16 protein-coding genes and 1 tRNA gene are annotated in these 18,642 nt (G+C 69.9%); 7 read left to right on the top strand and 10 right to left on the bottom strand.

The genetic code is table 11. The features are described from left to right. Positions 1-21 precede the first annotated feature (21 nt). The 6 genes from kduI (ACYVF4_RS06115) to ACYVF4_RS06140 form a co-directional block, all read right to left on the bottom strand. Positions 22-858, bottom strand: coding sequence for a 5-dehydro-4-deoxy-D-glucuronate isomerase (kduI, locus tag ACYVF4_RS06115; RefSeq protein WP_460720835.1), 837 nt, complete (start codon positions 856-858; stop codon positions 22-24). A gap of 67 nt (positions 859-925) precedes the next feature. After that, the gene (locus tag ACYVF4_RS06120; RefSeq protein ID WP_460720837.1) at positions 926-2,005 is read right to left on the bottom strand and encodes a glycoside hydrolase family 88 protein; all 1,080 of its coding nucleotides are present in this window, start codon (positions 2,003-2,005) and stop codon (positions 926-928) included. Next, complete coding sequence (locus ACYVF4_RS06125; RefSeq protein ID WP_460720839.1) at positions 1,995-4,766, bottom strand: hypothetical protein; 2,772 nt, start codon at positions 4,764-4,766, stop codon at positions 1,995-1,997. The genes ACYVF4_RS06120 and ACYVF4_RS06125 overlap by 11 nt, the downstream gene beginning before the upstream one ends. Positions 4,767-4,799: 33 nt before the next feature. Beyond that, a complete protein-coding gene (locus ACYVF4_RS06130) occupies positions 4,800-5,681 on the bottom strand; it encodes a carbohydrate ABC transporter permease (RefSeq protein ID WP_460720841.1) in 882 nt (293 codons plus the stop codon). Next, entirely contained in the window at positions 5,678-6,601 is a 924-nt protein-coding gene (locus tag ACYVF4_RS06135; RefSeq protein ID WP_460720843.1) for a carbohydrate ABC transporter permease, read from the bottom strand. The genes ACYVF4_RS06130 and ACYVF4_RS06135 overlap by 4 nt, the downstream gene beginning before the upstream one ends. Continuing rightward, a complete protein-coding gene (locus ACYVF4_RS06140; protein WP_460720845.1) occupies positions 6,601-7,905 on the bottom strand; it encodes an ABC transporter substrate-binding protein in 1,305 nt (434 codons plus the stop codon). Before ACYVF4_RS06140 ends, ACYVF4_RS06135 begins: the two co-directional genes overlap by 1 nt. 137 nt (positions 7,906-8,042) lie before the next feature. Between ACYVF4_RS06140 and kduI (ACYVF4_RS06145) the strand changes: the two genes are divergently transcribed. Continuing rightward, positions 8,043-8,861: a 5-dehydro-4-deoxy-D-glucuronate isomerase gene (gene kduI, locus ACYVF4_RS06145; RefSeq protein WP_460720847.1), complete on the top strand. Its 819-nt coding sequence runs from the start codon at positions 8,043-8,045 to the stop codon at positions 8,859-8,861. After that, the gene (locus ACYVF4_RS06150; protein ID WP_460720849.1) at positions 8,858-9,637 is read left to right on the top strand and encodes an SDR family oxidoreductase; all 780 of its coding nucleotides are present in this window, start codon (positions 8,858-8,860) and stop codon (positions 9,635-9,637) included. Before kduI (ACYVF4_RS06145) ends, ACYVF4_RS06150 begins: the two co-directional genes overlap by 4 nt. Before the next feature lie 21 nt (positions 9,638-9,658). Here the strand turns inward: ACYVF4_RS06150 and ACYVF4_RS06155 are convergent, their stop codons facing one another. The 4 genes from ACYVF4_RS06155 to ACYVF4_RS06170 all read right to left on the bottom strand — a co-directional run bounded on the left by ACYVF4_RS06155 (position 9,659) and on the right by ACYVF4_RS06170 (position 12,574). After that, the gene (locus ACYVF4_RS06155) at positions 9,659-10,687 is read right to left on the bottom strand and encodes a LacI family DNA-binding transcriptional regulator (protein WP_460723058.1); all 1,029 of its coding nucleotides are present in this window, start codon (positions 10,685-10,687) and stop codon (positions 9,659-9,661) included. Positions 10,688-10,883: 196 nt separating this feature from the next. Continuing rightward, positions 10,884-10,974 (bottom strand) — tRNA-Ser (locus tag ACYVF4_RS06160). Between the two features lie 354 nt (positions 10,975-11,328). Beyond that, complete coding sequence (locus tag ACYVF4_RS06165; protein WP_460720851.1) at positions 11,329-11,820, bottom strand: pyridoxamine 5'-phosphate oxidase family protein; 492 nt, start codon at positions 11,818-11,820, stop codon at positions 11,329-11,331. 1 nt (position 11,821) lies between these two features. Next, the gene (locus ACYVF4_RS06170; protein WP_460720853.1) at positions 11,822-12,574 is read right to left on the bottom strand and encodes an SDR family NAD(P)-dependent oxidoreductase; all 753 of its coding nucleotides are present in this window, start codon (positions 12,572-12,574) and stop codon (positions 11,822-11,824) included. A gap of 210 nt (positions 12,575-12,784) precedes the next feature. Between ACYVF4_RS06170 and ACYVF4_RS06175 the strand changes: the two genes are divergently transcribed. From ACYVF4_RS06175 to radA, 5 genes are all read left to right on the top strand, one after another. After that, positions 12,785-13,606, top strand: a complete 822-nt coding sequence (locus tag ACYVF4_RS06175; RefSeq protein ID WP_460720855.1) for a universal stress protein — start codon at positions 12,785-12,787, stop codon at positions 13,604-13,606. 76 nt (positions 13,607-13,682) lie between these two features. Further along, positions 13,683-15,350 (top strand): sensor histidine kinase, encoded by a 1,668-nt coding sequence (locus ACYVF4_RS06180; RefSeq protein ID WP_460720857.1) that lies wholly within the window; start codon positions 13,683-13,685, stop codon positions 15,348-15,350. Beyond that, positions 15,347-15,997 carry a response regulator gene (locus tag ACYVF4_RS06185; RefSeq protein WP_460720859.1) on the top strand — a complete coding sequence of 217 codons (651 nt, stop codon included), beginning with the start codon at positions 15,347-15,349 and terminating at the stop codon, positions 15,995-15,997. Before ACYVF4_RS06180 ends, ACYVF4_RS06185 begins: the two co-directional genes overlap by 4 nt. Positions 15,998-16,063: 66 nt before the next feature. Then, on the top strand, positions 16,064-17,017 hold the full coding sequence (locus ACYVF4_RS06190) for an L-lactate dehydrogenase (protein ID WP_460720861.1): 954 nt from the start codon (positions 16,064-16,066) through the stop codon (positions 17,015-17,017). 253 nt (positions 17,018-17,270) lie between these two features. After that, on the top strand, positions 17,271-18,638 hold the full coding sequence (radA, locus tag ACYVF4_RS06195) for a DNA repair protein RadA (protein WP_460720863.1): 1,368 nt from the start codon (positions 17,271-17,273) through the stop codon (positions 18,636-18,638). Positions 18,639-18,642: the final 4 nt, after the last annotated feature.

Raw genomic sequence — 18,642 nt, forward strand, 5'->3', positions numbered from 1 at the left:
GGTTCACTCCCGAGGTGGGGGTCAACGGATCGTCGTCACGTCGACGTGATCCATGTCGTCATAGGCGGCGTTCTCCCCAGCCGTCGCCCAGACGAAACTGTATGCCCCGGTGCCTGCGCCGAAGTGTACCGACCAACTGGGCGACGCGACCAGCTGACGGTTCGCCACCACCACGTGCCGGGTTTCCTCGGGAAGCCCGAGAACATGGAACACGCGGTCCTTCTCCGCAAGGTCGAAGTAGAGATAGCACTCCGTCCGGCGGTCGTGCGTGTGGGGCGGCATCGTGTTCCACGCGCTTCCGGCGTGCACCGTCGTGAAGCCGAAGGCGATGTTGGCGCTCGGGGTACGGCCGTCGATGACGCACTGGTTCAGCGTGCGACGGTTGGATTCCTCGGCGGTCCCGATGTCGACGATGTTCATGTCGTCGCGCGTGATCCGTGCGGACGGGAAGGTGGTGTGGGCTGCGGCGGTGAAGACGTAGAACGCCGCGGGGTCGGCCGGATCGTCCGAGAGGAATCGCACGTTCCTCGTGCCGCGTCCGAGGTAGACGGCCTCGCCGTGCGCGACGGCGAATTCGACGTCATCCGCCCGCACCACGCCCGCTGCGCCGATATTGAGGATGCCGGCTTCTCGCCGCTGCAGCACGTGCGTCGCCCGAACCTGATCCGGTGTGGGCAGGGCGAGCTCACCGTGCTCCGGCACCACCCCGAAGACGAGGATGCGGTCGTGGTGAAGGTACATGCCGCGCGCCTCACCGGGCACGAAGAGATCGTCGGCGACGAAGGCGGCTCGAAGCGATGCGGTGTCCATCGCGGCGACGGCTTCGGGGCTGTGAGCGTAGCGAGTCTCGACGGTCATGGGTTCTTCCTCCGTGTGTTCTCGTGTGGTCCCGCTGTGGCGGGGAAGCGATCCGTCACCGGTGCGATCACTCCGTGTGGGTTTCGCGCCACGCCGCGAGCGCTTCCATCGCAAGCCCCTGACCCCACGGCTGGGGGCGGTCGTCGCGGATGACGGAGTAGCCGAACGGAATCAGCTGCAGGATGGTGCCGGCACTCACACGGGTCAGGAGTCCGTTCTCGACGTAGGCCATGGAGCCGAGCACGGCACGTTCTCCCGCCTGGAAGAGCCGGCTGTAAAGCTGGGTGCCGAGCCGCTCCGCGCCGAGGGCCGTCGCGGTGCGCAGGAGTGCCGCGCCGAGTCCGGCCGCCGCGGATGTCTCGATGATCCCGCGCACTTCGGGCGCGGAGTCGACGAGGACGTCCCAGACACCGTGTTCGGGCTGCAGGTCGGCGACAGCGGCGAGCAGGGGCACGAGGCGGGATTCGACGCGGTCGTCCCCGGTGGCTGCGAGCAGGTCGGCGCCGGCGAGCGCGAACCACGCGTTGGCGCGACCCCAGTGGCAGTCGATGCGCACGCCACCATGGGTGCCGTGCACGAGCAGATGGTTCTGCGGATGCTGGAGCAGTTCCGCGTGGAGCAGCCACTGGGTCACGGCCTCGTCGACCAGGTCCTGACGTCCGAGCACAGAGCCCATGCGAAGAAGGAACTGCCCCGCCATGTACACGGTGTCCGCCCAGACTCCGCCCGGCCAATGCTCCAGCGCACCGTTGGGTGCGCGCGTTGCTTCGGGAGCGGACTCGTACCACGCGAGTGCGGCCTCGAGAAGGGCCTGCCGGCCAGCGTCGGGAGCGAGTCTCTGGAGTTCGGCGAGCGATGCCCCCGGAGCGAGGTTGTTGACATGCTCGAGGAGCGGCGGACTGGCACTGTAAGGCTCGAAGAACCCGGTCACCCATGCGGGCGGCTGCTCGCCGCGCGAGAGGGCAAGCCGGTGTGAAGCGAGCAGGCACACGCCCTCACCCCAGAACCACCGCGTCATGCCCTGGCCGGCGGTCGCGGCCTGAAGCGCGTCCTCGAGGCTCGACTGTCTCGCGAGGAATTCCTCGCGGGTCAGCGGCGGTCGGACCGGTTCGGCGAGCTCGGACGACGTGAGATCTTCACCGGCCATGATTCGCCGCCACCCCCTTCGCGGCGTCGACGGCAGCTGCGATCGGCAGTCGCAGGGTCTCGCCGCCCCACCTCACGTCGGCTTCGGCCGCACCGAAGCGCAGGGTCACTGCAGGGTTGGCCAGATGCGGTTCCTCCTCAATGCGCCCGTCGTCGAAGCCCTCCGGCACCCCGTCGATGAGGAAGGGCCCGTCGAAGGTGAGCTCGAGGGCCGACCCGCCGGCACCGGACCACCGGACGCCGGGGTCCTGGGCGCCGACCGGGTTCCACACGAGGTCGCTCTCGGCGATCCGCTCCGTCCAGGACGCGAAGTCGCCGTCGACAGCCCTTCGCCCGACCGTGGCGATCCACGCAGCACCGCCTGATCGGGGTGTCCACTCCTGCTGCGCGGTGTCGCCGGACGTGACCGCGTGCACGCCGCCGTCGGCCGCGATCGCCACATACCCGTCGCCCCGGCGACCGAAGATCCAGTCCCCTCGCTGGACGATCTCGTCGAACTGCGCGGTCGGGAACCACAGGTGGGTGTTCTGCCGGGAATCAGTGGTGGTGAATCGCTGCACGTGCAGGACGGCGTTGCGGTGCTGATGAACGCGACCGAGAACTCGGTGTCCCGCCCATCCGTTGGGTCGGGCGGCCGAGCCGGTGTCCGCGTTGGCGGGATGGGTGACGAAGACCTGCAGCTCGCGGCCGAGCGTCGCTCCCCACAGGTGCTCCTGCAGGCCCGGCAGACCGGACCGGTAGTCCTGGACGCTGGCGAGCATGACGTCCGGCGTGCGGTGGATGCGCAGGTCGGATCGATAGGGACGGGCCAGCAGGTCTCGCTCGAACTTCAGCGCGCCTCGGTAGACCTGTCGTCCCTCCCACTCCTCCGGCTCCGTCCGTGCGAGTTCCCGCACGACCGAGGGGATCTCGTACCTCTTGGCGAGCGCGAGGGCGGTGACGGGCAGCACCGCGTCATTGAGGGTGCCGACACCGCCGATCAGGCGGAGCAGGGGTGAGGTCTCCTCGTAGCGGCTGCTGCGCAGCGTGTGCACATACGACCGGCCGTGGGCCGCGCCGTGCACCCCGCGCCAGGAGTTGCTGGTAAGGCTGACCAGAGTCTTGTCGAGCAGGGTCCTCGCCGGCAGCGACAGCCGCTGGTCGGCCGCGAGCTCGATGAGGGCCACCAAGGCGTACGAGTCGATCGCGAGGTAGGCGTTGGAGTCGAACTCGCTGTACCCGCCCTCGAGTTTGCGTGCCAGCCACCCGGCGGCCCGGGCACGTCCCTCGTCCGCGTGCTCGCGTCCCGTGCGACCGTCCACGGTGAAGACGTCATCGGCGAACGCCTCTCCTGCGAGCGTCTCGGCCACGTGCCAGACGAACTGATGGTTCTCGGTGAAGTAGCACATGGCGTCGAGGCCGGGCTGCGTGATCCAGTACTTCATCGACGTGAGCTCGCCGCGCACCTCGTCGCGAAGGCCCGCCTCCCACTGCTCACCCGGGATCCAGTGCCAGGCGAAAAGCAGTGCGATGACTTCGAAGTCGGCGCAGTCCCCGCGGGTCACGACGCGATGTCGAGCCGAGGCCAGATCGGCGGCGGTGACACGCGTCGACTCGTCGATGGCATAGCGCGCGAGCACACCGGCCACGCCGACCTCTCGCACGTCCTCGCCGTCGGCCCCGACATGGGCGAGTACATCGGACCGCCAGATGGCGGGGTCGCCGACACTGGTGGTTCGGCTGTCCTGCGGGAGTGAGGCCACTCGCAGACGCACGGTCTGCGGAGCACGCTCATCGGCGAGCCCGACTTCTACGATGGACTCACCGGTCGAGAGCATCGATGCGCCGGCGGATCGCGCGACATCCGCCCCCTGGTCCTCTTCCTCGACGGCGTCCACGAGCGAATACTCGACTCGGCCCTGACCGTCGGCCTGCACCTGCTGCCAGGCGCCCTCCCCGACGCGAACACGCAGTCGCACGTCAGCCGGCGCCGTCAGCCAGGCGGTCGAGTCCTCCTGAGCCCAGCTCGGCGATCCGATACGCGACAGCACTCCGTCCGCCAGGCGCGCGGCGGTCTCATCGGAGCCGGGCGAGGGGATGACGACACGGACGGGCAACCCGACGACGCGCAGCCGTGCGACGTGCCGGACCTCCCGGAACGCGACCTGCCAGCTCGCGAGATGCACGGTGGTCGTGCGCGAGTGCAGGCGAAGACGGATGCTGTGAACCTCCGGCTCCATGTACGACACCGTCGTGCCCGAGAGCGCGAGTTCGCCGTCGACCCACAGCGCGAACGGCCCGGTCGTGTGGACCTCGAAGGTACGCCACTCGGCTTGGTCGACCTCGAGCACGGTGCTGGCGATCGAGGCCCGGTATTCGGGGGTGAAGCAGAATGCGGACCAGTCGAGGAATCCGTCCCAACCGGTGCGTACGCGCCGCCACGAGCCCTCATGGGTCTCACCGAAGGCGTCCCACGAGATCGCCGCGCCTTCCTCGATCCGCGGCAGCGCCTGCCGGAGGTCCGGCGAGTGCGCCTCGAGGATGCGCTTCTTCAGAGGTCCGACATCGGGGCCCTGCGTCAGCACCCACCGCCCCTCGTCGGCGCTCGGCGCCCCGTCCGAGAAGCGACGCGACTCACCCCACGGCTCGCCCTCGGCCGGGAGGAAATCCTGCAGGTCCTCGCAGGGGAGCGCCCAGGCGGGAGACACCAGCCAATCGCGGACCGTGCCGTCCGGGTCGGTGACGTGAACAGTGCGCCCCGAGGGGGCGAGGAGATGGGACATCTTTCCCTTCGCGGTGTGTGGGTGGACAGCCGGCTACTTGATGCCGGTGTTGGCGATTCCGGTCGCGATCTGCCTCTGGAAGATGAGGAAGATGATGAGCACCGGGATGGTCGAGACGACACCCATCGCCAGGATCAGGTTGAACGGCACGGTGAGCTCGGAGTTGAAGCGCGCGAGCGCCACCGGCAGCGTGTACACGGCCTCGCTCTGAGCGATGACCAGCGGCCACAGGAAGTCGCTCCAGCGCCACATGACCGAGAAGATCGCCACCACGGCGAGCGCCGGCGTGCAGAGCGGGATCACGATCTGCGCGAACGTGCGGAACTCTCCAGAGCCGTCGACCCGCGCCGCCTCGATGAGTTCGTCGGGGATGGAGAGCATGTACTGGCGCAGCAGGAAGACTCCGGTGGGCGTCGCCGCCGCCGGGATGATCATGCCCCACAGGGTGTTGACCAGCCCCAGCGATGCCACCACCTGGTACACCGGGATCAGGATCACCTGGAGCGGGATCATGATCGTCGCCAGCGTCAGGATGAAGAGGAACGTCTTTCCGCGGAAGTTGTACTTCGCGAGCGCGTACGCAGCCATCGCGTTGATCACGAGCGTGATCGCCGTGGCCGCCACGGTGACGATGACGCTGTTCGTGAGGTACTGCACGAAGTTGAAGCGACTGAGCGCCTCGACGTAGTTGCTCAGCCCCCAGGAATCGGGCAGGAATGTGGGCGGTCGCTGAGCGAGCTCGGTCGGCGTCTTGAACGAGCCGAGGAACATCCACACCAGAGGGATCAGGCAGGCCAGGGCGCCCGAGACGAGCAGGACGACCCGGAGCACATCGGACACCCGGACGGGCTGGGCGCTGATCGATGTCCAGGTCCGCTTGGATCGCGGAGTGACGATGGCGCGTGTCTCGCTCATACCGCCTCCCTCTTTCGGCTGATGAGCCAGTTGATGAGCGTCAGGATGAAGACCGTCAGGAAGAGCAGCACGCCACCCGCCGTCGCGACCCCGTAGCGGATCGGCGACTGGAAGCCGTTCTCGTAGATGTACTGCACCATCAGGGTCGTCGCACCGACGGGCCCGCCGCCGGTCAAGGTCCAGATGAAGTCGAAGGATTGGAAGCCGTGGATGGTCGCGAGCACCACCACGACCACGATGCTGGGCTGCAGGAGCGGCACCGTGATCACGCGGAACTGCTGCCACCAGTTCGCGCCGTCCATGCGCGCCGCCTCGTAGAGTGCCGGATCGATCGATTGCAGACCCGCCAGCAGGATGAGCATGTAGAAACCCATCTGCATCCAGATCCCGACGAGGATGATCGCCACCATCGCCCACGTGCCGTTCACGAGCCACGGGATCGGCGAGACGCCGACACCGCCCAGCGCGATGTTGACCAGGCCGTTCTCGCGCTCCAGCATCCAGTTCCAGATGAGGCCCACGACCACCGGCGAAACGAGCACCGGGATGAAGAACACCGCACGGAAGAACGTCTTGCCGCGGCGCTGGGCGTTCACGAGCGCGGCAGCCGCAAGCGAGATCAGAGTCCCGAGGAGGACGAAGGCGACCGCATAGACCGCGGTCTGACGCACGACGTCCCAGAACTCCCCGTCTGTGAGGATCCTGCTGTAGTTGTCGAGCCCCACGAATCGGAATGTGCGCCCGTTGTTGGACTCGTACAGCGACATGTTGAAGCCGTTGAGAGCCGGGTAGATCGTGAACACGGCGAAGATCACCATGTTCGGGATGAGGAAGAGGTAGGGCGCGATCTTCATGCCCCACCCACCGCCCGTCCACCGCGTGAGCGGCGGACGGGCCGTGGTGATGGTTCTGGTCGTCATCAGTCGAGTTCGGCGACCAGGGAGTCGAGCTTCTCGCTGAAGGACGTCAGCGCGGTGCGAAGATCGGTCTCACCTGCCACGACGAGTGACAGCGAGTTGACGAGCTCTGTCGCAGCGGGCGAGAACGCGGGGTTCCCGTTCGCGGCGAATCCCTCCTCGGGGGTGACCAGCAGATCGGCGAGGAACACGTCCATCGCCGCCTGAGCCTTCTCGTCGCCGTAGGTGACGCCGCTCTCGGACAGGTCGGCGCGGGTGGGCAGCGCGCCCGCGGTGGTCACGAAGGTCTCCTGGTGCTCGGCATCGTTCATGAAACGGATGAACTCGGCTGCCAGCGCGGGGTTCTCGGACTGCTCGAACGCGGCCATGAACTTGCCGCCGGGGAAGCCCCCGGCATTCTCGGCGGTCGGGTTGGGAGCGACCGCCCAGTCGAAGGCGGCGTTGTCGGCGAACTGCGCGACCTGCCAGTTGCCCGACAGGTAGATCGGGGTCTCGCCGGCCAGGAAGTACTCGTTGCCGCCCGCGTATCGCGAGCCCGACCCGAGCCAGAAGTCGGCCGGCATGTCACCCGACGCCATCATGTCGACCAGCGGCTGGAGTGCCTCCTCGGCCTTGTCGATGTCGAGAGCGTTGCCGTCCTCGTCCAGCATGTACGTGCCGTACTGGCTGAGGATGGTCGAGAGGCGGTGACCCGACTTGTCCATCACGAACGCGTACGGCGTGCCCGTCTTCTCCTTCACCTCGGTCGCGGCGGCGATCATCTCATCCCACGTCCACTCGTCCGGAATGTCCACGCCGGCCTCTTCGAACAGATCGACGTTGATGAAGGGGCCGTTCATGGTCAGATCGCTGGGGACGGCGATCATCTCACCGTTCTCGTTGCGGACGGCCTGCAAAGGGCCGGGCAGGAACTCGTCGGCATATGCATCGCCGAGGTACGGGTCGAGAACGAGCAGATCGTCCCGGAAATCGGTGAGGCTGGTCAGGCGCGCGACATCCGGGGCGTTGCCGCCGGAAAGACGGTTGAGCGTCGAGGTGACGAGATCCGCGTAGGGGAGGATCTCGAGCTGCACGGTGACGTCGTACTCCTCCTCGAAGGAAGCGATGAGCTCTCGAGTCGCCTGCTCGTCGGGACCGTCGGTGAAGTACATGTACGTCAGCGTCTCGCCGGCGAAGTCCTCCGGGTTCGCAGTCTGCACCGGCTGCTGCGAGTCGTCCTCGAGCTGGCCGGGGGCGCAGCCCGCGACGAGAAGCGCAGATGCGCCGAGTGCCAACGCCGTGAGGGCGCGCTTTCGCGGAAGTGCCACGGATCCTCCTTGATTCGGTGAGCCGGCCCTGCATGTCATGAACCGGTGACAACGATGGCCATTCTGTCCTAGACTTCCATCAGATAGGAACTACTTTCTGTCCAGTGGAAATTATGGCAGATGCGAGGGAGCACCCGTTGACCCTGACTGAGATGTGGAGCACGCATCCGCACGACCTCAGCGCCCTGAGCGGCAAGAGCCTCCGCGAGCGATTCGTCGCTCCCCGCCTCTTCGTGCAGGGAGAGATCACCTGGGCCTACACCCACGACGACCGGATGCTCTTCGGCGGCGCGGTGGTCGACGGCAGCCCTCTGCGCATGGAGGCTCCCGCACATCTGAACGCTGTCCATCTGCTCGAGAGACGTGAGCTGGCTGTCGTCGGGCTCGAAGGCGGGCTGCACGTTTCGAGCTCCGAGGGCGAGTTCGCCATCGGCCACCATGACGTGCTCTACCTGCCCAGGGGATCACGGGACGTCGTGATCTCGGGCGAGGGTGTGGCCTACCTCGTATCCGCCCCGGCTCACGCGACGGGCCAGGCCGCCCTGGCCACTCGTGACGGTGTCGAAGCCCTGCGCCTCGGCTCCGCCGAAGGCGCCAACGACCGCACCATCCGCAAGTACATCCACGCCGACGGAATCGCTGCCAACCAGCTGGTGCTCGGCATCACGACGCTCGAGCCCGGGTCCGTATGGAACACCATGCCCGCACACGTCCACACACGGCGCACCGAGATCTATCTCTACGACGGGCTCGGCGACAATCCACTGGTCCACCTGATGGGCGAGCCCGGCGACACGCGTCATCTGCTGCTGCACAACCGGGATGCTGTGGTCTCGCCGCCCTGGTCCATTCACTCCGGCAGCGCCACGGGCTCCTACAGCTTCGTGTGGGCGATGGCCGGAGAGAATGTGGACTACACGGACGTCGTCGCCGTCGACCCCCTCACGCTGCAATGAGCACCCCGCGAAGCGACGAACGGCCCGACCTCGCCGCACCACTTCGTGGACGTCGAGCGCTCGTCACCGGCGCCGGTGGCGGTATCGGTCTGGCCTGTGCGCGATCGCTCGGGGAGCGCGGGGCGGAGCTGGTGATGCTCGGCCGCGCGTCCGTCGAACGAGGGGCCGCCGAACTCCGCGCCGAGGGACACCTCGTCTCGACGGTGAGCTGCGACCTGTCCGATGTCGGAGAGGCTTTCCAGGTCGGCGAAGAACTCGCCGCCGGCGAGCCGATCGACATCCTCGTGAACAACGCGGGGATCATCCATCGCGAACCCGCCGTCGACCACGAGCGCCAGGCGTGGAACCGCGTCATGGACGTGAATCTCAACGCGCCGTGGGCCCTGACCCAGACCATCGGGGCGGGAATGGTCTCACGAGGTCATGGCCGCATCGTCACGATCGCGTCCCTGTTGTCATTCCAGGGCGGCATCAACGTCGTCTCGTACGCGGCGAGCAAGCACGCCATCGTCGGCATGACGAAGACACTGGCCAACGAGTGGGCCGGCCGCGGCGTGACGGTGAACTGCGTCGCCCCCGGATATGTGCGCACCGACAACACCGCCGCGCTGCGCGAGGACGAGGACCGCGAACGCGAGATCCGATCGCGCATCCCCGCGGGACGCTGGGCTGAGCCCGGCGACATCGCCGGAGCGGTGGCCTTCCTCGCCGGCCCCGATGCGTCGTATGTCAACGGCCACGTCCTCGTGGTGGACGGCGGCTGGCTGGCGCGCTGACCGGGCAGGCGCGTATTGCGGTCAGTCCCAGCGATCTGAGCCTTCGAGGCTCGAGCGCGCCGTCGACGATCGGACGACGAGTTCTGGCGCGGCCGGTGCGGGTGGCGCCGGCAGTCCGAGCACCTCGGCGACACACCGGCGGGCCTCGCCCGCCAGATCGAGCCGCACGGTTGTGAGCGCGGGGCGATAGTACGCGGCATCCGGATTGTCGTCGAAGCCCACGACGCTCACGTCATGCGGCACCTCGACCCCCTCCGCGCGCAGCCCCGCCATGAGACCGAGAGCCATCTGGTCGTTCGCGACGACGATGGCGCTCGGCCCATCCGGGGTGCGTATCGCTGCGGCGAGCGCGGGCGCGAGCGCGGCAGCCGTGCGCGCCGTCCAGTCCCCTTCCCACCGGCCCGCCGCCGTGAGACCGAGCCGCGCGCAGGTGCCGTCGAATCCCCGCTCCCGGGCGCGCGCCTCCAGCCAGTCCGCCGGGCCGGACAGCAGCGCGAGGCGCCGGTGCCCGTGGTCTGCGAGATGCGAGACCGCGAGCGCGATCCCCGCCTCCTGTGGTTCGGGATCGCCGTGCAGCACACCCAGCGGCACTTCGAGGACGCGGGCTTGCAGCGCGGCCAGCGAACCGGCGTGCGGCGCGAGCACGACGATGCCGTCGACGCCCTGCGCGAGAAGCCGCTCGGCGGCATCCTGCACGGACGCTTCACTGGCCGCGTCGGCATATGCCGTCGCGATCCAGCGGCCGGCCTGCCGTGCCGCATCTTCGAGAACGGCGATCCCCGCCGAGGGCCCGAAATGCTCAGCATCCGAGGCGATGACCCCCAATGTGCGCGTGGACCGCGTCCCGAGCGCACGCGCGGCATTGTTCGCCCGGAAGCCCAGTTCCTCCATTGCGGAGAGAACCCGCGAGCGCGTCTCTGCGCGCACGCTGGGGCTGTCGTTGATGACCCGCGAGACCGTCTGCGTCGAGACCCCGGCGCGGGCGGCGACATCACGGACTCCCGCCGCCCGGCGGGCAGAGCGGGCAGACGGGTGTTGAGCAGCATCCACGCGACCAACATAACGGCGCGCCCGCTTCAGGCCGCGTGCCGCCAATGATCTCGTCGACAGAGGACATCCTCCCTGAGGGAGACAGCATCGCTACCCCATGATCGCGCGAACCTTCCGGCGCTTCCCGCGAGCCTGTCCGGGCAAAGCAGAAACCCCGCGATCCCAGTGTTTGCAAGGGATCGCGGGGTTTCGACGATGGCGGTGACGGTGGGATTTGAACCCACGGTAGGGGGTTACCCTACACAACTTTTCGAGAGTTGCACCTTCGGCCGCTCGGACACGTCACCGCCGACCAGTTTACGACAGACGAGCGGATGCCGCGAATCGAGCTCGCCGGCCGCTCTGCGCGACCCCCGGCATCCGTCGTCTACCGCGCCCAGATCACGTGATCTGCACGAGATCACCCGCTGCGCGCGGTTCACAACGGGTGATCTCGTACACATCACGTGATCCGGCACGAAGGGGCGTGATCCGGCACGAAGGGGCGTGATCCGGCACGAAGGGGCGTGATCCGGCACGAAGCGGCGTGATCCGGCACGAAGGGGCGCGATTCAGCACGAAGGGGGCGATGCCGCCACGGGACGGGCAGCCGACGCCCGAACACCCAGCCGCCCCGCCCGGCACGGCGACGCCGAAGCGGCTCAGGCGCGGGGGCGCGGGTCGCGCGACGTGCGCTCGGCGGGGCGCGGGTGGTCGGTGCGGAAGCGGCGGCCGGTCACCGAGGTCGGCTCGACGCACACGAAGTCGTCCTTGGGGGTCGGGGACAGGGAGACGAGATCGAGCACCCCGGACGCTTCGATCTCGTCGTCCCTGTCCATCCGACGGGCGTCGCCGCGGACGACGACGCTCCACCGCCACGTCGGGTCGCCGCCGTCGAACTCGACGGCGACGCGTGGCCGCGCCGACACCTGCACCAGCTTCTCGCCCGGGCCCGTGCGGAAGTAGATCCGCCGGTCGTTCACGAGCGTGTTCACCGGGAAGATGTCCGGCCCCCCATCGGCCGCGATCGCCGCGAGGCGGCCGATGCCCCGCGTCCCCAGCAGTCGCCAGCACTCGTCCTCGCGCAGCGTCTCCACGCCGTGCGCGGCGAGCGCCTGGCGCTCCGGCGCGGGCCCGATCGCGGCCTCGTGCATGTCAGACCGCCGCCCAGCCGCCGTCGACCGGCAGCACGGCGCCCGACACGTTGGACGCGTCGTCGCTCAGCAGCCACGTGATGGCGGCCGCCAGCTGATCGGGCTGGGCGATCGGCGGGATGTTGCTCTGGAAGAACGGTCCCAGCCGTTGCCCGGCCCACTCCGAATGGAACGGCGCCTCGATGTTCGTCTGCACCGGTCCCGGCGAGACGGCGTTGCACCGGATCCCCTTCGGCGTGTAGAAGAACGCGGTGCTGAGAGTGAACCCGTTCACCGCGTGCTTCGACGTCGTATAGGGAGTGCCGGCGGCCGATCCCCGCTGCCCCGCCTCGGAGCTGACGTTGACGATCGACCCGGCGCCCTGCTCGAGCATCCTCTGGAGAACCGCGCGCGTGAGCGTCATGACGGCCGTCACGTTGACGGCCATCACCCGCGCCCACGTCTCGTCGGTGATCTCGGCGGTCGGCTCGAACCCGTCCATGATGCCGGCGTTGTTGACCAGCCCGTCGATGCGCTCCCCCGCGGCGGCCACCGCGCGCTCGACGACCCGCGGGTCCGTCAGGTCGCCGTCGACGGTGACGACGCGGTCCCCCACCGCGTCGACGAGTGCGGCGAGGCGCTCGGCCGACAGGTCGACCGCGACCACGCGGCCCCCCTCGGCGACGATCCGTTCCACAGTGGCCCGACCGATCCCGGATCCCCCTCCGGTGACGATGACGCTGCGACCCGCGAAGCGATCCACGGCGACGTTCATGTCCGTTCCTTTCGACACCCCATCTCAACCCGGCGCCCGCGGGGCGATCAGGGCCGAAGGTCCCACGGCACTGGTCGACGGATGCCGGTGCCCCCGGCATCCGTCGAAGCCCTCTCTCGCCGGGACCTTCGACCCTCACTGCGGACCCGCACCGCTCGTACGGTTCAATCACCGCCGACCACAGCCGCCGGCCCGCACGAAGGAGCAGTCATGACCCACATCGCCCTCGGATACGACGGCAGTCCTGCCGCCCGCACGGCGCTGGACTGGGTGGCTCTGCGTGCGGCGCGCGACGGCGCCCGCGTGGACCTCGTCACCGTGACCAACATGGTCACCACCAACTACGAGCACATCGACCGCGAGCTGCACCGCGCCGAGCAGCGCCTGCACGATCTCGCGCCGGGCGTGCGCGTCGATTCGCACCGCCTGGACGGCAAGATGCCGAACACTCTGGTCGAGGACGCCCGCAGCGCCGACCTGCTCGTGATCGGCATGCACAGGGACCGCCCGATCCACGACCTGCTCACCCGGTGGATGCCGCAGCGCCTGAGCGCCCGCGCGCACTCCCCCGTGTGCCTGGTCCCCGAGGGCTGGACGGCCACCGACAACCCGGTGACCGTCGGCGTCGACGACGACCCGTCGTCGGACGAGGCCATCATGGTGGCGGCGTCCGAGGCCGCGGCATCCGGTGTGCCGCTGCGGCTCGTGCACGCGTGGTCGATGCCGGTGCCGACGCTCGAGGGCGCGGTGGCGCTGCTCGCCTCGCCGCTGCAGGTGAAGGAGGGGCACCGCAAGATCCTGCGGGATGCCGTCCACCGCGTGCAGCGCTCCTACCCCGACCTCGAGATCGTCGAGGAGCTCGTCGCCGACAACCCCGCCGCGGCGCTGCTGCACCGCGCCGACGCGACCTCGCTGCTCGTCATCGGCACCCACCGCCGCGGCATCCTGTCGGGCGGGATGCTGGGATCGGTCGCGCAGGACGTCCTCGGCCGCATCGGCTGCCCCGTGATGATCGTCTCGACCGAGCGGTGACCTTGGCGCCCCGTCCGCCCGCCTGGTTAGACTCGCGGGCAGACGGGAGGCGCGCATGGAAGCCGCGGATGACGGGTTGCCGCAGCGCAGATTCGACGATCTGCTGCGGGCCAGCACCGCCGTCGTCGAGCACCTGGAGCTCGAAGAGGTCCTCGGGCGGATCGTCGAGACGGCGATGTCGCTCGTCGACGCCCGCTACGGCGCCCTCGGAGTCCTCGGCACGGACGGTCTGCTCGAACGGTTCATCCACCGCGGCATCCCGCCGGCCACCGCGCACCGGATCGGCGACCTGCCCCGCGGGCACGGCATCCTCGGCGCCGTCATCCACGCCCACGGGCCGGTGCGCCTGCCCCACCTGTCCGAGGACCCCCGATCGGTCGGCTTCCCCGCCCACCATCCGCCGATGGACTCCTTCCTCGGTGTGCCGATCCGCGTCCGCGACGCCGTCTACGGCGACCTCTATCTGACGGATGCCGCGTCCGGCGTGTTCACCGCCGACGACGAGGCGCTGATGGTGTCGCTGGCCGCGACAGCCGGCGTCGCCATCGAGAACGCCCGCCTGTACGAGCAGGCGCGGACCCGCCAGCAGTGGAGCGCTGCCCTCGCCGACGTGATGGGGGCGCTGCTGGACGTCGACAGCGACGACGCCCTCGACGTCATCGTCGAGCGCGTCGCCCCGCTCGTGCAGGCCGACGTCGCCCTGGTCTCGGTGCCCGCCGTCGACGACGAGCTGAAGATCATCGCCGCGTGGGGTCCCGACGCGCTCCGCCTTCGCGGACGTACGCTGCCCCGGGCGGGGACCCCCGCCGCCCGCGCCCTCGAGACCGGCCGCGCGGTGAGCACCCCCGAGCAGGCGGCGGGCCGTTTCTTCGACGACCAGCCGGCGTGGGGACCGGCCGTCGCGGTGCCGCTGCTGGCAGGACCCGAGCCGCTGGGCGTCCTCAGCATCGCGCGCCAGCCTGGTGCGCGGCCCTTCACCGACGCCGAGCTCGAGATGGCGTTCGTCTTCGCCGGTCAGGCGGGCGTCGCGATCGAGGTGCTGCGCGGCCGCGAGGACCGGCGCCGCATCGAGCGCGCGCAGGACCGCGCGCGCATCGCTCGCGACCTGCACGATCACGTCATCCAGCGCCTCTTCGGCGCGGGTCTGTCGCTGCAGGCGATCGCCTCGACGTCCGCGCCCGAGGCGGCGAGCGCCCTCGGACAGCAGATCGACACCCTCGACGACGCGATCAAAGAGATCCGCACCGTCATCTACGCGCTCGGTGCGGCGCCCTCCGGCAGGCAGGGCACCCGCGACCGGCTGCTGGCCGTCACCTCGGCGACGATGGCCGGCCTGCCCTCGGCGCCGCGGCTGCGCTTCAGCGGCCCCGTCGACAGCCTGGTGTCGGCCGAGCTCGCCGACGACCTCGCCGCCGTGCTGCGCGAATGCCTCACCAACATCGTCAAGCACGCCGACGCGCGGGTCGTCGATGCGGCGGTCGCCGTCGACGACGACCGGCTCACCCTCACCGTCCGCGACGACGGACGCGGCATCCCGCCCGGCGCCGTGCACCGGGGGCTCCGCAATCTCGTCGAGCGGGCGAGGCTCCGCGGCGGCGAGTGCACCATCCAGTCCCCGGCGAGCGAGACGGATGCCGGCACCGTCGTGGTCTGGTCCGTCCCCCTCGGCGATGCCGAACCCGACACCGAGCCCGCCGCCTCGGGCGCCCGTTCCCACTCCCGCGAAGGGCGGTCCGCACCATGACCCGCGTGTTCCTCGTCGACGACCACGAGATCGTCCGCCGCGGCATCGCCCAGCTCATCGACGCCACGCACGACCTCGAGGTCGCGGGTGAGGCCGGATCGGTCGGCGAGGCCCTGCGCCGCATCGAGGCGGTCGCCCCCGACGTGGCCGTGCTCGACGTGCGCCTGCCCGACGGCGACGGCATCGACCTCTGCCGCGAGGTGCGGTCCCGGCATCCGCGGATCAACTGCCTCATCCTCACCGCCTACGACGACGACGAGGCGCTGCGCACCGCCGCGCTGGCCGGCGCGAGCGGGTACGTGCTGAAGGACGTCCGCAGCACCGCCCTGCTCGACGCCATCCGCGCCGCCGCGGCCGGCAAGACGGTGCAGTCCTCGCGCTCGCTGCGCGCGGCCGCCCAATCGCTCGCGCCGGCGCAGCCCGCCCCGGCATCCGGGATCGACGACGCCGCGGGCCTGTCGTACCGCGAGCGCCAGGTCCTCGACCTCATCGCCGAAGGGCTGACCAATCGCGAGATCGGCGAGCGGCTGGGCCTGGCCGAGAAGACCGTGAAGAACTACGTCAGCGGCCTGCTGGCCAAGCTCGGCATGGAGCGGCGCACGCAGGCCGCCGTGTACGGCGCCGAGCACCGGCATCCGCGGAACTGACGCCCCACGGGACCTTCGCCCCGCACATCGGCCGGGTCGGGCGCCGAGCCCTGCCAGACTGGGCGCATGACCGTCATTGAGAACTCGAAAGTCACCGTCGTCGGAGCCGGCAGCGTCGGCTCGAGCGTGGCCTACGCCTCGCTCATCCGAGGTTCGGCGCGGCACGTCGCGCTGTACGACATCGCCACCGCGAAGGTCGAGGCCGAGGTGCTCGACCTCGCCCACGGGACGCAGTTCACCGGTTCGAGCGACATCACCGGAGGCAGCGACATCTCGGTCGTCGAAGGGTCGCACGTCGTGGTGATCACCGCCGGCGCCAAGCAGAACCCCGGCCAGACGCGCATCGAGCTCGCCGGCGTCAACGCCGGGATCATGAAGAAGATGATGCCGCAGCTGCTCGAGGCGGCCCCCGACGCGATCTACGTCATCGTCACCAACCCGTGCGACGTGCTGACCGTGCTCGCGCAGGAGCAGACGGGCCTGCCGCCCGAGCGCATCTTCGCCTCGGGCACGGTGCTGGACACCTCGCGCCTGCGGTGGAAGCTCGCCGAGCGCGCGGGGGTCGCCACCTCGAGCGTCCACGCGTACATCGTCGGCGAGCACGGCGACACCGAGTTCCCGCTGTGGTCGCACGCCACGATCGGCACCGTCCCGATCCTCGACTGGGTGACGCCGCGCGGCGACCGCATGACCGTCGACGAGCTCGACCAGATCGCGATCGACGTCCGCGACGCCGCATACAAGGTCATCCAGGGCAAGGGCGCGACGAACTACGCCATCGGCCTGTCGAGCGCCCGGATCATCGAGGCTATCCTCGGCGACCAGAACGCCGTGCTGCCCGTCTCGCCGGTGCTGCACGACTACCACGGGGTCGACGGCGTGGCCCTCTCGGTGCCGTCCATCGTCAACGCCAGCGGCGCCCACCCCATCGCCCAGACCACGTACTCGGATGCCGAGCTCGGCCTGCTGCACCGCTCGGCCGATGCGCTGCGCGAGGTCGCGGCGTCCCTGCGCGCCTGACCCCCGGCATCCGTCGCGTTCTCTTACCGTCGCGCCGTCGCCGCCGCCGTCGCGCCACGCCCATGCGCGACCAGATCACGTGATCGGCACGAGATCACCCGCTACGCACCGTCCGCAGCGGGTGATCTCGTACGCATCACGTGATCCGTGCGAGGTGCGAGGTGCGAGACGGATGCTGGCGGGCGAGGGATGCCGGGACGGCACGGGGAGCGGGACGGCGGGCGGGGTCGGGGGCGGCGCATACGCTGGGGGCATGGCCACCCGACGCACCCCGGCGACCGCGCCCTTCCGCTGCACCGAATGCGGGTGGACGAGCATCAAATGGGTGGGCCGCTGCGGGGAGTGCCAGCAGTGGGGGACGGTCGTCGAGGCCGCCGAGCAGACCGGGATCCTGCGCGCCGTCACCCCCGTCGCACCCGTCGCCGGACGCACGGCGCAGCCCATCACCCGCATCGACCCGGCCGACGCCCCGCGCCGCACGACCGGGGTCGGCGAGTTCGACCGCGTGCTCGGCGGCGGGCTCGTCCCGGGCGCCGCGATCCTGCTGTCGGGCGAGCCGGGGGTCGGCAAGTCCACGCTGCTGCTCGAGGTCGCCGCGCAGTCCGCGCGCGGCGGGCGCCGCGTCCTCTACGCAAGCGCCGAGGAGTCCACCGCGCAGGTCCGCCTGCGCGCCGAGCGCACCGGCGCGCTGCACGACGAGCTGTACCTCGCCAGCGAGACCGACCTCGCCACGATCCTCGGCCACGTCGACCAGGTCGGACCCGACCTGCTGATCGTCGACTCCGTGCAGACGGTCGCCTCGGGGCTGTCCGAGGGGATGGCGGGGCATCCGTCGCAGGTGCGCGAGGTGGCGGCGACCCTCATCCGGATCGCCAAGGACCGCGGCATCCCGACCATCATCGTGGGGCACGTCACGAAGGACGGCTCCATCGCCGGCCCCCGCATCCTCGAGCACCTCGTCGACGTGGTGTGCCACTTCGAGGGGGACCGGCACACGTCGCTGCGGTTCGTGCGCGCACTCAAGAACCGCTTCGGTCCGACGGACGAAGTGGGATGCTTCGACATGACCGGCGACGGCATCGCCGAGGTCGCCGACCCCAGCGCCCTGTTCCTCGGCCACGGGTCGACGGTCGCCGGCACGTGCGTGGCGATCGCCCTCGAGGGGCGGCGGGCGCTGCCCGTCGAGGTGCAGGCGCTGACGATCGCGACCAAGGCGCCCAACCCGCGCCGCGTGGTCAACGGTGTCGACGCCGCCCGAGTGGCCATGGTCCTCGCGGTGCTCGAGAAGAAGGCGGGCGTGAAGACCGGCGAGCTCGACGTGTACGTCTCAACCGTCGGCGGCGTCCGCTTCACCGAGCCCGCGGCGGACCTCGCGATCGCGCTCGCCGTCGCGAGCTCGGTGCACGACTTCATCATCGCCCGTACCGTCGCCGCCATCGGGGAGCTGAGCCTCGCCGGCGAGATCCGGCCCGTCACCCAGACCGCCCAGCGTCGCGGCGAAGCGGCGCGCCTGGGCTACCGCGAGATCGTCGACGACCGCTCGTCGACGATCGTCGGCGCGGTCGCCGACGTCCGGGCGCGCGCGAAGCACCGGCCCGGCGACGACGTCCCCGAGTTCTGACCCG

It is taken from the genome of Microbacterium aureliae (assembly GCF_054780155.1).